Below are 13,421 nucleotides of genomic sequence, written 5' to 3' on the forward strand. Positions count from 1 at the left end.
CCCGGAGGAGAGCCGCATGTACGTCGGTATCGATGTGGGCACGTCCATGGTCAAGGCGGCGGCCTTCGACGCGGCGGGCCGCCAACTGGCCGTCGAGGCCCGGCCGGTGGGCCTGTCGCTGCACGGCGGGGTCGTCGAGCAGGACGTGGAGGAGGTGTACGGGGCGGTCGTCGGCGTGCTCGGCGCGCTGACCTCGGCGGTGGCGGAGCCGGTGGAGTTCGCCGGGCTGACCGGGCAGGGGGACGGGGTGTGGCTGGTGGACGGCGAGGGCCGGCCGGTGCGCCCCGCCGCCTCCTGGATGGACGGGCGCGCCCACGAACTGGTCGACCGGTGGCTGGCGGACGGCACGTTCGAGACGGTGTTCCGGCGGACCGGTTCCGCGATGTTCCCCGGCTGCCCGGGGCCGCTGCTGGCCTGGCTCGACCGCCACGAGCCGAAGGCGCTGGACGCCGCGAAGGCGGCCCTGTACTGCAAGGACGTGGTGTTCCAGCGGCTGACGGGGACCGGTCCGACGACGGACGTGTCGGACGCGTCGATGCCGTTCCTCGACCCGCGGACCCGGACGTACGACGACCGGGTCGTCGAACTGCTCGGACTGGGCCACCGGCGGGGCCTGCTGGCCCCGGTCAGCGACCCGGTCGCCACGGCGCGGACGCGGGGCGCGGGCCTGCCGCCCGGCACCCCGCTCGCAGGCGGCCCCTACGACCTGCCGGCCTGCGCGCTGGGCGCCGGGGTGACGTCCCCGGGCGACGGGCTGCTCATCGTCGGCACCTGCCTGGCCAGCCTGGTCGCCACGACCGGGCTCGACCTGTCCGGTGAACCGGCCGGGCTGTACATCTCCACGGACCGGCCCGGGCACTGGCTGCGCGCCATGCCGGCCATGGTCGGCACGGCGGCACTGGACTGGGTGCTGTCCACGACCGGGGTGCGGCACGACGAGGTGGACGGCCTGCTGGCGCAGACTCCGCCCGGCGCGCACGGCGTGCGCGTGCTGCCCTACTTCGCGCCCTCCGGCGAACGGGCCCCCTTCGTCGAGCCGCGGCTGCGCGCCGAACTCACCGGCGTCTCCCTGGAGTCGACCCGGGGCGACCTGGTGCGTGCCACCTGCGAGGGCATCGGGTACGCGGCCCGGCACTGCCTGGAGGCGGCGGGCCTGACGGGGAGCCTCGCCGTCTGCGGCGGCGGCACCCGCAGCCCGGCCTGGACGCGGCTGCTGGCGGACGTGCTCGGGCGGCCCCTGCGGGTCGTCGAGGGCGAGGTGGGCGCGCGGGGGGCGGTGCTGGCGGCGGCCGAGCGGTTCGGGGCCGGGCTGGACGCCGGGGCGTGGACGAGGCCGACGGCCGTCGTCGAGCCGGACCCGGGCCGGGCCGCGGCCTACGCGGAGGGCTATGCGGAGCACCTGGAGCGGCTGGCCGGGGCCAGGGCCCGCGCACGTGCGTGAACATCCCACCGAGGAAAGGGAGTCGCATGCGGCTCGGACGGAGATCCCTCCTGCTCGCGGCGGCCGCGGGGGCGGCCGCCGCCCCGGTGGCGGCCGCCGGCCCCCGCCCGCGCGGCCCGGTCGTCATCGGTCACCGCGGCGCGGCCGGCTGGCGCCCGGAGCACACGGCGGCCTCCTACACCCACGCGGTGCAGACGGGCGCCGACTGGATCGAACCGGACCTGGTGCCGACGAAGGACCACGAGCTGGTGGTCCGGCACGAGAACGAGATCTCCCTGACGACCGACGTGGCGGGCCGGGCGGAGTTCGCGGACCGGCGCACGACGAAGACGGTCGACGGGCGCCCGGTCACCGGGTGGTTCACGGAGGACTTCACGCTGGCCGAGCTGAGGACGCTGCGGGCGGTGGAGCGGCTGCCGGCCGTCCGCGACCGCAACACGGTCTTCGACGGGCGGGAGCGGATCCTGACCTTCCAGGAGGTCGTGGACCTGGCGCGGCGGCTGTCGAAGGCACACGGCCGGACCGTGGCCGTCTTCCCCGAGACCAAGCACCCGGCGTACTTCCGCTCGATCGGACTGCCGCTGGAGCCGAAGCTGGCCTCGGCCGTCCGCCGCAACCGGCTGGGGCGGCGCGAGTGCGTCGTGCAGTCCTTCGAGCCGACGAGTCTCCAACGGATCGCCTCGGAACGGCTGGGCGTGCCGCTGTGGCAGGCGCTCGGCACGACGGGCGGGCCGTACGACCTGGTGTCGTCCGGTGACCCGACGACGTACCGGGACATGATGAGCCCGGCCGGGCTCGCCCGGATCGCGGCGTACGCGGACTGGATCGGGCCCGACAAGTCGTCGGTCGCCGGCACGTCGCTGGTCGCGGACGCGCACGCGGCGGGACTGCGGATCGGGCCCTACACCTTCCGCGCGGAGAACCAGTTCCTGCCGGCCCGGTTCCGGCGCGGGAGCGGACCGAACGATTTCGGGGACGCGTTCGCCGAATACGCGCTGTACTACGACATGGGGGTCGATGCGGTCGTAACCGACTTCCCGGACCTGGCGGTGAGCGCGAGGAGGGGCTGATGATCCGGAGGGCGTGCCGGACCTGCGGCAGTATGCAGGACTTCCGGAAGCTCAACGAGGAGGAGCGGGCGGCGGTCCGCGAGGACCGGAAGGACCCCCGCCACTACGTGCACGACCTCTGGCGCTGCACGGTGCCGGGGTGCCTCTGGTACCAGCCGTATCTGCACACGGGTGGCGGCGGCCTCCTCCCCGGGCGGTTCGGGGAGGGGCCGCCCCCGCCGAGTGAGCCCTAGAGGTTGGAGAAGTCCGGGCCCTTGGTGCGCGTGCGCTTGATCTCGTAGAAGCCCGGGACCGAGGCGACGGCCAGGGTGCCGTCCCACAGGCGGGCGGCCTCCTCGCCCTTGGGGGCCGGGGTGACGACCGGGCCGAAGAAGGCGATCTGCTCGCCGTCGGCGCCGGGCACGGCGATGACGGGCGTGCCGACGTCCTGGCCCACCTTGTCGATGCCCTCCTTGTGGGAGGCGCGCAGCTCGGCGTCGTACGGGGTGGAGTCCCAGTGCTCCATGAGGGAGCCGGGCAGGCCCACGTCCTTCAGGGCGGCGGCGACGGTCTCCCTGCCGTGGCCCTCGCCCTGGTTGTGGATGCGGGTGCCGAGCGCGGTGTAGAGGTCGCCGAGCACCTCGGCGCCGTGCTCCTGCTGCGCGGCGATGGCGACGCGGACGGGGCCCCAGCCGGTCTCCAGCAGCTCGCGGTACTTCTCGGGCAGCTCGTCGAGCTTGTTCTCGTTGAGCACGGAGAGGCTCATGACGTGCCACCGGACCTTGATGTCCCGGACCTTCTCCACCTCCAGCACCCAACGGGAGGTCATCCACGCCCAGGGGCACAGCGGGTCGAACCAGAAGTCGACGGGGGTCTTGTCCGACATGTCTCTCCTCGTGAGGTAACCGTTTCTCCGGGGAACGCCTCCGTGTTCCCCGGCCATTCCCGGCTGACCGGCGTCAGGGGCTCGTGGCAGGATCGGTGCTGTTCAGCCGCATTCCACGACGCTTGAGGAGTTCCGCCCGTGCCCGGTGAGAATCTGTCCCGCGACGAGGCCCGCGAGCGGGCCGCACTGCTGAGCGTCGACGGGTACGAGGTGTCCCTCGACCTGCGGTCCGCGGTCGGTGAGGACAGCGGCGACGGGCCCCGCACGTTCCGCTCGGTCACGACGATCCGCTTCCGCTGCAACGAGCCCGGCGCGAGCAGCTTCGCCGACCTGATCGCGCCGAGTGTGACGTCCGTCTCACTCAACGGCCGTGACCTGGACCCCGGTGAGGTCTTCGACGGCTGCCGGATCACGCTGGAGGACCTGGCCGCGGACAACGAGCTGGTGGTCGACGCCCGGTGCGCCTACTCGCGCACCGGCGAGGGCCTGCACCGCTTCGTCGACCCGGAGGACGGCGAGGTGTACCTGTACACGCAGTACGAGCCGGCCGACTCCCGCCGCGTCTTCGCCAACTTCGAGCAGCCCGACCTCAAGGCCCCGTTCCGCTTCGAGGTGCGGGCCCCGGAGGGCTGGACGGTGTGGAGCAACGGCGCCGGTGAACGGTCCGACGGGGTGTGGCGGTTCGCGGAGACCCGGCCGATCTCGACGTACATCACGTGTGTGGTTGCGGGCCCGTACCACTACGTGACGGACGCGTACTCCCGCACGTTCCCGGACGGCACCACGCTGGAGATCCCGCTCGGCGCCCTGTGCCGCAAGGCGCTCGCGCCCCACTTCGACGCCGACGACGTCTTCCTGGTCACCAAGCAGGGCCTGGACTTCTTCCACGACCACTTCGACTACCCGTACCCGTTCGGGAAGTACGACCAGGCGTTCGTGCCCGAGTACAACCTGGGCGCGATGGAGAACCCGGGCCTGGTGACGTTCCGGGAGGAGTTCATCTTCCGCGGCAAGGTGACGCAGGCGTCCTACGAGGGCCGGGCCAACGTCGTGCTGCACGAGATGGCGCACATGTGGTTCGGCGACCTGGTCACCATGGAGTGGTGGGACGACCTGTGGCTGAAGGAGTCGTTCGCGGACTTCATGGGAGAGTTCTCACTGGTCGGCGCGACCCGCTTCACCAACGGCTGGGTCACCTTCGCCAACCGCCGCAAGGCCTGGGCGTACCGGGCCGACCAGCTGCCCTCCACGCACCCGATCACGGCGGACATCCGCGACCTGCAGGACGCCAAGCTGAACTTCGACGGCATCACGTACGCCAAGGGAGCGTCGGTGCTCAAGCAGCTCGTGGCGTACGTCGGGGAGGAGGCGTTCCTGGAGGGCGCGCGGCGCTACTTCAAGCGGCACGCGTACGGCAACACGCGCCTGGGTGACCTGCTGTCGGTGCTGGAGGAGACCAGCGGCCGGGACATGAGTGCCTGGTCGCGGTCCTGGCTGCAGACGGCCGGGGTGAACGCGCTGACGCCGCAGGTGCTGCTGGGCGCCGACGGCCGCGTCGAGGAGCTCGCGGTGGTGCAGGAGGCCGCCGAGTCGCACCCGGAGCTGCGCCCGCACCGGGTGGCGGTGGGCCTGTACCGGGTGACGGACGGCGGGGCGCTGGAGCGGTACGCGCGCGTGGAGACCGACGTCGACGGCGCGCGGACCGTCGTCGCGGAGGCGGCCGGTGCCGACGCCCCGGACCTGGTCCTGGTCAACGACGACGACCTGACGTACTGCAAGATCCGCTTCGACGAGACGTCGCTGGCCACGCTGCGCGAGCACCTGGGGTCGGTCATGGACCCGCTGGCCCGCGCGCTGTGCTGGTCGGCGCTGTGGAACATGACCCGGGACGCGCTGCTCCCGGCGCGGGACTTCGTGGAGCTGGTCCTGCGGTTCGCGGGGCGCGAGTCCGAGATCGGCGTCCTGCAGATGCTGCACGCGTGGGCGGAGTCGGCGGTCACGCACTACTCGGCACCGGCCCGGCGGGAGACGACCGCCCGGCTGCTCGCCGAGGGCGCGCGGCGCGAGCTGTACGCGGCCGGGCCCGGCAGCGAGCAGCAGCTGGCGTGGGCGCGCTTCTTCGCCCGGACGGCCACCGCCGAGGCCGACTTCGCGCTGCTGCGGGACCTGCTGGAGGGCGCGGCCACGGTCGAGGGACTGGAGCTGGACCAGGAGCTGCGCTGGGCGTTCCTGGAGCCGCTGGCCGCGCACGGGGACGTGGACGAGAAGGTGCTGGCGGAGGAGCTGGCCCGGGACGACACGGCCTCCGGCAAGCGGCACCAGGTGCGCTGCCTGGCCGCGCGCCCGGCGGAGGCGGTCAAGGCGCAGGCGTGGGCGCAGGTCGTGGAGTCCGACGCGCTGTCCAACGCCATGGTCGAGGCCACCATCGCGGGCTTCTGTCAGGACTCCCAGCGGGACCTGCTCGCGCCGTACGCGGAGAAGTACTTCGCGGCGATCGAGCGCGTCTGGGCCGAGCGGTCGATCCAGATCGGCATGCACGTGGTGCAGGGACTGTTCCCGTCGCTGCAGCAGTCGCAGCGGACGCTGGCCGCCACGGACGCCTGGCTGGACGCCCACCGGGAGGCGGCCCCGGCGCTGCGCCGGCTGGTACTGGAGGCCCGGGACGACCTGGCGCGGGCACTGCGCGGACAGGCGTGCGACGAGGCCGCTGACCAGTAGCTTTGGCCTTGGATTCGGGCGTGCCGGCTTGTTACGAGATGTGTGCCCGACGAGCCGTAACCCCTGGCCCGCACCCGAACGGACCAGGGGCTTTCGGCATCCGAACATTCGTCCTTTAGTGCTGTGTTGTCCGCATTTGTCGACGGAGTTGTAACAGCGGTTCAAGGGCGTCCCGGACGCGGGAAATTGCGGGTCATGACCCACAACACCCCGCTCTCCCCCCGCCCCCTGCACGACCTGTCCGGCGGTGCCCGGCCCCGCGTCACGACGACGGCCCGGCTCCGCGCGCACGGGGTCTCCACGGCCGAGACGAACGAGCAGTGCCGTCCCGGCGGCCCCTGGCAGCAGCTCCTGCCGGGCGTGGTCCTGCTCCACCCGGGCCCGCCGACCAGCGAGGAGCGGCTGCACGCGGTGCTGATGTACGCGGCACGGGAGCGCGGCACCGGTGTTCCGGCCCAGCCCGGCGCGAGCACGGCACACACGCCCGCCTACGCGGACGTGATGATCACCGGGCTGGCCGCGCTCACCCTGCACGGCTTCTCCTCCACTCCCCCGCTGCCGTCCCTGGACGCGTTCGACGTCCTGGTCCCGCGCATGCGGCGGCTGCGCTCCACGGGCTGCGCGCGGATCGTCCGCACCCCCGCGCTGCCCGACCCGGAGCAGGTCACGGGCGTCCCGGTGGCCCCGGTGGCCCGGGCGCTGGCCGACGCCGTGGCCGGACTGGCGGACGCCGTGACCGTGCGCAGGCTGCTGACGGAGGCGGTGCGCGGCGGCCACTGCGACCCGGCCTCCGTGGTGCGCGAGCTGAACCAGGCGCGGCTGCTGAGCCGCCCCCACGTGGTGGACGCGGTGGACTCGCTGCTGGCCGAGGGCCGCGCCATCGCCGAGGACCGCCTGTACCGGATGGTCCGCGAGTACGGCCTGCCCGACCCGGTGTGGAACGTGGACCTGCGCCTGCCCGGCGGCCCCTATCTCGGCGGCCTGGACGCGTACTGGCCGGACCAGGCGGTGGCCCTCGAACTGGACACCCGGGCACCCCGGCAGGACGACGACGCGGTGTGGTCCGAGTACGCCCGCAAGCGCGAGCACCTGGAGCGGCTCGGGATCACGGTCGTCCACATCACGCCCAGGAAGCTGCGCGACTCCCTGGAACAGCAGGCGACGGTGGTCCGCACGGCGCTGATGGCGTCGGCCGACCGCGAACCGGCCGCGTACGTCGTGGTCCTGCCCCGGTAGTGACGGACCGGAGCGGAACCAGGAGGGGAGAGGAGGGGCCGCCGGGGCGCACCGGCGGCCCCTCCTCGCGCCGGGCGTCAGCCCTTCTTCAGGACCAGTTCGGTGTTGCGGTCCTCGGGGTTGCCGCCGAGGGTCGTGCTCGCGCCCGGGGCGTTGAGGGACAGTTCCCGGTAGAGCGCCGCGAGGCCGGTCTGCGAGAGGTCGGAGAAGTCCGTGCGGTGCGGCGCCGAGGACTCCACCAGCGTGGTGAACAGGGAGATCGTGCCGTCCTTGTTGTCGGCCAGTTCGATGACCCGGGCCAGCTGCGGGAAGTCGACGTGGGAGGCGGTGGAGATCTCCCAGAACGAGCGGCCGTCGGGCGCGGAGTGCGGCGTGATGACGTTCTTGTGGATGTGGCCGTTGACCCAGGCCAGCACGTTGCGGTGGCTGCCGAGCAGGGCCAGGACCTCCTGGCCGGTGCGGCGCCGCTCGTGGGGCCGGGCCGGGTCGGGGCGGGTGTTGTTCATCGTCTTGCTGGTGTGGTGGCTGAAGACCACCGCGTAGGAGTCCTTGTTCTCCCGCAGGGTCCGGTCGAGCCACCGCAGCTGGGCCGAGCCGATGGAGCCCGCGTAGTGGCCGCCCGCGTCGGTGGTGTCCAGGCTGATGCCGATGACCTCGTCGGAGATGCGGAAGGCGTAGTACTGGGTGCCCGCGTCCAGGTTGGCCGAGGAGTAGCCGTGGCCGACCGGGCCCACGCCACGGAACGCCGGGTCCAGGTGTGCGCGCACGTACTCGGCGGGGGTGAAGGGGGCGCGGCTTTCGTCGGGGGTGACCGCACGCATGGCGCGGGCGTGGGACTTCAGGAAGTCGTGGTAGCGCACGCCCTCGGGGTCCCGGGCCTTCTTGATGAGGGTCTGGAGCCGCTTCGCCTGCGCGGCCGGCACGTCCATCAGCTTCCGGCCGCCGACGGCCAGGTCCGTCAGGTAGGAGTCGCCGTGCGAGGCGTAGCAGCCCATCGGCAGGGAGTCGTGGTTGCCGACCGTGGAGTACCAGGGCAGGTTCAGGCCCGGGCTCTGCACCTCGCGGATCGCGGCCTTCAGGAAGCCGTCGAGGCGGGGGAACCCGGCCTGCTTGTCGGCGTCGCGAAGGGCGGCGTCCGGCTGCCAGTAGAGCTTCAGGCCGCTGTTCTGGACCCCTTCGTAGCGGCGCGGGTCGCCGGTGTTGGGGGTGATGCGACCGCCGCTCATGACCTTCAGGAACCATTCCAGCTCGGACTTGGCGTTGTTGTCCGTGTTGTCGCCGGTGGTCATGGCGAAGTGCAACGGGGCACCGGTGACGGGGGCGCCGCGCAGCGCGTTGATCCGCTCCACCAGCGCGATGGCGCCCTGCACGGTCAGCGCCTCGTGCGGCCGCCAGGCGTGCACGTCCGCCGAGCGCAGGTACTCCAGGCGCAGCGGGTGCTGGGCGTCGATGATGTGCAGGTCGGTGAGCTGCACGAACGCCGCGAGCGCCGTACGGCGCCCGGCGCGTCCGGACTTGGGGGCGGCCAGCTCGGAGCGCACGACCCGCTGCCAGCCCGGTCCCTCGCCCAGGCGCCGGTACCCGGAGCCGGCGCGCGGGGTGGCGACGGACGCCACGGTCGTGCCCCGGGTGTAGGGGGCCAGCGGTGCGGCCGGGGCCCGGCGCGAGGAGGCGGCGACGGCCTCGGCGGTCTCCTTGGCGGTGGCGGCCTGGCTGTCGCTGGGCCGCAGCGCGTAACCGACGCCCGCGGACAGGGCGACCGCCCCGGTGGCGGCGAGGACGGAACGGCGGTGGATGCCCTGGCCGGAGCCGGCGACTGAGCGTGTGCGCGACATGCGCTTCTCTCCCCGAGTGCGAACGCGTCGGCAGTGGTCGCGAGGCGTCCGTGACGTGAACACCCCGCTCGTACTGGATCGTTGGCACCGGGAATGACCTGCGCGTGAACAAGGCGGCAACGCGCAGCGCCGATCACCGTACGTGGATCTTGGGCTACCCAGGGCGTCGTCGACCGCTCCGGGAGCGGCCCGGAGCCGGTCACACGGCGTTCACCTGCCCGGGTACCCGGCCTACTCCGGGGCGCCGGCCAGCCTGCCGGTCACGGGCCGCTCGCGCCACATGCGCAGGGCGGTGTCGACCATCGGGACCCGGACCAGGCCGGGCACCGCGTCCAGGTCCTGCCAGGCGGCGAGGTCGGTGGAGCCGTTGATCTCGTGGCGCAGTTCGCCGCCGGTGACGCGGCCCTCGTAGACGAGCCGGACGGCGTGGTGGTCGAGGGCGCGTCCGAAGCCGTCGCGGAAGACACGGCGGGAGGAGTCCACGCCGAGCAGCCCGGTCACCTCGATCGTGTAGCCGGTCTCCTCCTCGACCTCGCGCCGCACGGTGTCGTGGGGATCCTCGCCGTGCTCCATGCCGCCGCCGGGTACGACCCACTCGGGGGTGCCGTCCTGGGCGGGCGAGCGGGCGAGCAGGATCTGTCCGTCGCGGACGCATATGGCGTAGGCCGCCACCCTCAACTTCTGTCGCACTCCGGGACGTTAACCGATTTCACCTCCTTCGGGACCGATACCCGCAAAACGCATCGGGGGTTTTCCCCATACATCCATTTCGTTTCGGTCAACCCTCCCCAAAGAACTTCCCCTTGCGTAAAGCTGTGCGATCGTCCGGGCTCGCCGTTCCGGACCGCGGCGACCGGGTCCGATCGGCCCCGGTCGTCCCCGCTCGTTCCTTTACCTACAAGGGATGCCGATGACCCTCACCCCCCAGCGTGACCCGATATCGGGCCGGAGACGCGTGGCGCGCATCGCCGTGGCCGCCGGACTCGTCGCCGCGCTCTCCGCGGCCGGTCCGGTCCCCCTGGCGTTCGCCGCGGACGGCCCCGGTGCCGCCGCCCCGGCCGACGCGGACGTGAAGTCCGCGCACGACAAGCTCGGTTCGGACGACGCGGACCTGCTCGCCGAGGCCAAGGCCGACGGCGACAAGACCGTCACGATGATGATCGCCACCGCGCCCGGGCGGACCGAGCAGGTCGCCGGGCAGCTCGACGCGGTCAAGGGCGGCACGGTGGGCCGGTCCGACGACAAACTGGGCTACGTCCGCGCCACCGTCCCGACCTCCCGGGCCGACGCGGCCATCGCGGCCGCCGCCAAGCTCTCCTCGGTGCACGGCATCGACCTGCGCGAGGAGATCCCGCTGGACGACCCGACGCCGAGCGCGGACGCCGCCAAGGGCGCCGCGGCGACGGGCACCTACCCGGCGCCGGGGAAGAAGACCCCGGCCGAGAACCCGTACAACCCCTCCTTCGAGACGGGCGCGGTCGACTTCGTCGAGGACCACCCCAAGGCGGACGGCCGCGGCATCACCATCGGCATCCTGGACTCCGGCGTGGACCTCGGCCACCCGGCGCTGCAGAAGACCACCACCGGCGAGCGGAAGATCGTCGACTGGGTGACGGCCACCGACCCGGTCGTCGACAACGACAACACCTGGCGCCGGATGGACACCTCCGTCGCGGGCCCCACGTTCACGCACGACGGCACGGCCTGGACGGCGCCCGCGGGCTCCTACCGCGTCAGCACCTTCAAGGAGTCGTTCACCACCGGCGGTGACGCGGCGGGCGACGCCAACCGCGACGGCGACAAGACCGACGACTGGGGCGTGCTGTACGACCCGGCGGCCGGCACGGTCCGCGTCGACCTGAACGACAACCACGACTTCCGCGACGACACCGCGATGAAGCCGTACAAGGACGGCTTCCAGATCGGCTACTTCGGCACCGACGACCCGAAGACGGACGTCGCCGAGCGGCAGCCGTTCGTCGTCGAGATCCGCAAGGACGTCGTCTACAACGGCGCCGGCGCGAAGGCCGACTTCGTCAACATCGGCGTCATCCAGGGCTCGCACGGTTCACACGTGGCCGGCATCACCGCCGCCAACGGCCTGTTCGGCGGGAAGATGAACGGCGCGGCCCCCGGCGCCAAGCTGGTCTCCTCGCGCGCGTGCACCTGGTCGGGCGGCTGCACCAACGTGGCGCTGACCGAGGGCATGATCGACCTCGTCACCAAGCGCGGTGTCGACATCGTCAACATGTCGATCGGCGGTCTGCCGGCGCTGAACGACGGCAACAACGCGCGCGCCGAGCTGTACACCCGGCTCATCGACACCTACGGCGTGCAGCTGGTGATCTCCGCCGGCAACTCCGGCCCCGGCGCCAACACCATCGGCGACCCGGCCCTGGCCGACAAGGTCATCTCGGTGGGCGCGTCCGTCTCCAAGGAGACCTGGGCCGCCAACTACGGCTCGGTCGTGGAGAAGAAGTACGCGATGATGCCGTTCTCCTCGCGCGGCCCGCGTGAGGACGGCGGCTTCACCCCGACCCTGGTCGCCCCGGGTGCCGCCATCAACACCATCCAGACCTGGCTGCCGGGCGCCCCGGTCGCCGAGGCGGGCTACTCCCTGCCGGCCGGCTACGGCATGCTGCAGGGCACCTCGATGGCGTCCCCGCAGGCCGCCGGCGCCGCCGCGCTGCTGCTGTCCGCCGCGAAGCAGAAGAAGATCGACCTGACCCCGGCGACCCTGCGCACGGCCCTCACCTCCACCGCCGACCACATCAAGGGTGTGCAGGCGTACGAGGAGGGCGCGGGCCTGATGAACATCGAGGACGCCTGGGACGCCATCCGCGACGGCGCCACCTCCCACGCGTACACGGTCAAGGCCCCGGTCGACACCGCGATCGACCAGTTCCTGAAGACCCCCGGCTTCGGCACGGGCCTGTACGACCGCGAGGGCGGCCTGAAGGCGGGCCAGAAGAAGACCTACGAGGTCACCATCACCCGTACGTCCGGTGCCGACAAGGCGATCCGCCACGAGCTGCACTTCGAGAACAACGCGGGCGGCACGTTCCGGATCGTCGGCTCCGACGAGGTGCGGCTGCCGCTGAACCAGCCGGTGACCGTCAAGGTCCAGGCCGCGCCGAAGTCCGCGGGCGTCAAGAGCGCGATCCTGGAGGTCGACGACCCGCGCACCGAGGGCATCGACCGGCAGGTCCTGCACACCGTGGTCGTCTCGCAGCCGCTGCAGCACACCTTCTCCGCGGCGGGTTCGGTGCAGCGCAACAGCTCGCAGCACTACTTCGTCACCGTCCCCGAGGGCGCCAAGTCCCTGGAGGTGGCGCTGAGCGGGCTGAAGGACAAGAGCCAGACCCGGTTCATCTCCATCCACCCGTACGGCGTCCCGGCCGACCCGACGTCGACGATCAACTGCTACCCGAACTACCCGAACCCGGCGAACACCTGCCGCCCGGACGTGCGGTCGTACGCGAACCCGCAGCCCGGCGTGTGGGAGATCGAGGTCGAGTCGCGCCGCACGTCGCCGCTGCTCGACAACCCGTACAAGCTGGACGTCGCCGTCCTCGGCGCGGTCTTCGAGCCGGAGACCGTGACCGTGCCCGAGGCGAAGGTCGGCACCCCGGCCACCGCCTCGTGGAAGGTGACCAACCGCCTCGCCCCGCTCGACGGCAAGCTGACCGGCGGCCCGCTGGGCTCGGCCAAGACGGCCCGCCCGTCCATCAAGCAGGGCGAGAAGCAGACCACCACGGTCGAGGTGCCCGCGGGCGCCAAGTCGCTGGACGTCGCCATCGGCAACGTCTCGGACGCCGCCGCCGACCTGGACCTGGCGGTCTACGACGCGGCCGGCAAGCAGGTCGGCAGCTCCGCCGACGGCGACTCGGAGGAGTCGGTCTCCGTGCCCTCCCCGGCCGCCGGGAGGTACACCATCGAGGTCGTCGGCTACGGCGTGCCGGCCGGCACCACCGCCTACGACTACCAGGACGTGTTCTTCTCCGCCTCGCTCGGCAGCGTGAGCGTCGACGGTGCGCCGGTGAAGCTCGGCACGGGCGACTCGGCGACGGTCTCGGGCAGCGTCACCGCCGCGGCGGCCGCCCCCGAGGGCCGTGAGTTCTTCGGCCAGGTCCAGCTGGTCAACGCGCGCGGCACGGCCGCGGGCCTGGGCAGCGTGAAGATCGAGAAGGTCGTGCCGTAACCCTCGGGACGACGGAGGAGGGGCGGGTGTCCGGCCGGACACCCGCCCCTTTCCC

9 protein-coding genes are annotated in these 13,421 nt (G+C 72.5%); 6 read left to right on the top strand and 3 right to left on the bottom strand.

What is annotated here, in order from left to right; genetic code table 11:
* Positions 1 to 16 precede the first annotated feature (16 nt).
* From AC07DA_RS27060 to AC07DA_RS27070, 3 genes are read left to right on the top strand one after another with little or no spacing between them, the layout of a single operon-like run.
* Positions 17 to 1,441 carry an FGGY family carbohydrate kinase gene (locus tag AC07DA_RS27060; protein WP_479130796.1) on the top strand — a complete coding sequence of 475 codons (1,425 nt, stop codon included), beginning with the start codon at positions 17 to 19 and terminating at the stop codon, positions 1,439 to 1,441.
* Positions 1,442 to 1,467: 26 nt separating this feature from the next.
* Entirely contained in the window at positions 1,468 to 2,511 is a 1,044-nt protein-coding gene (locus AC07DA_RS27065; protein WP_479130797.1) for a glycerophosphodiester phosphodiesterase family protein, read from the top strand.
* Entirely contained in the window at positions 2,511 to 2,744 is a 234-nt protein-coding gene (locus AC07DA_RS27070) for a hypothetical protein (protein ID WP_479130799.1), read from the top strand. The genes AC07DA_RS27065 and AC07DA_RS27070 overlap by 1 nt, the downstream gene beginning before the upstream one ends.
* Here the strand turns inward: AC07DA_RS27070 and AC07DA_RS27075 are convergent.
* Positions 2,741 to 3,376 (bottom strand): mycothiol-dependent nitroreductase Rv2466c family protein, encoded by a 636-nt coding sequence (locus AC07DA_RS27075; protein WP_479130800.1) that lies wholly within the window; start codon positions 3,374 to 3,376, stop codon positions 2,741 to 2,743. The genes AC07DA_RS27070 and AC07DA_RS27075 overlap by 4 nt on opposite strands.
* Positions 3,377 to 3,514: 138 nt before the next feature.
* Between AC07DA_RS27075 and pepN the strand changes: the two genes are divergently transcribed.
* Both pepN and AC07DA_RS27085 read left to right on the top strand, forming a co-directional pair.
* Positions 3,515 to 6,094: an aminopeptidase N gene (gene pepN / locus AC07DA_RS27080; protein WP_479130801.1), complete on the top strand. Its 2,580-nt coding sequence runs from the start codon at positions 3,515 to 3,517 to the stop codon at positions 6,092 to 6,094.
* Between the two features lie 195 nt (positions 6,095 to 6,289).
* Entirely contained in the window at positions 6,290 to 7,330 is a 1,041-nt protein-coding gene (locus AC07DA_RS27085) for a hypothetical protein (RefSeq protein WP_479130802.1), read from the top strand.
* Between the two features lie 77 nt (positions 7,331 to 7,407).
* Here the strand turns inward: AC07DA_RS27085 and AC07DA_RS27090 are convergent, their stop codons facing one another.
* Together AC07DA_RS27090 and AC07DA_RS27095 are read right to left on the bottom strand one after the other, a co-directional pair.
* Complete coding sequence (locus tag AC07DA_RS27090) at positions 7,408 to 9,165, bottom strand: TIGR03767 family metallophosphoesterase (RefSeq protein WP_479130803.1); 1,758 nt, start codon at positions 9,163 to 9,165, stop codon at positions 7,408 to 7,410.
* Between the two features lie 231 nt (positions 9,166 to 9,396).
* Complete coding sequence (locus tag AC07DA_RS27095; RefSeq protein WP_479130845.1) at positions 9,397 to 9,837, bottom strand: NUDIX hydrolase; 441 nt, start codon at positions 9,835 to 9,837, stop codon at positions 9,397 to 9,399.
* Between the two features lie 238 nt (positions 9,838 to 10,075).
* Here AC07DA_RS27095 and AC07DA_RS27100 point away from each other — a divergent pair, with 238 nt between their 5' ends.
* Positions 10,076 to 13,366 carry a S8 family serine peptidase gene (locus AC07DA_RS27100; RefSeq protein WP_479130804.1) on the top strand — a complete coding sequence of 1,097 codons (3,291 nt, stop codon included), beginning with the start codon at positions 10,076 to 10,078 and terminating at the stop codon, positions 13,364 to 13,366.
* The last annotated feature ends 55 nt before the right edge of the window (positions 13,367 to 13,421 follow it).

This window comes from Streptomyces sp. NPDC044921 (assembly GCF_056432865.1).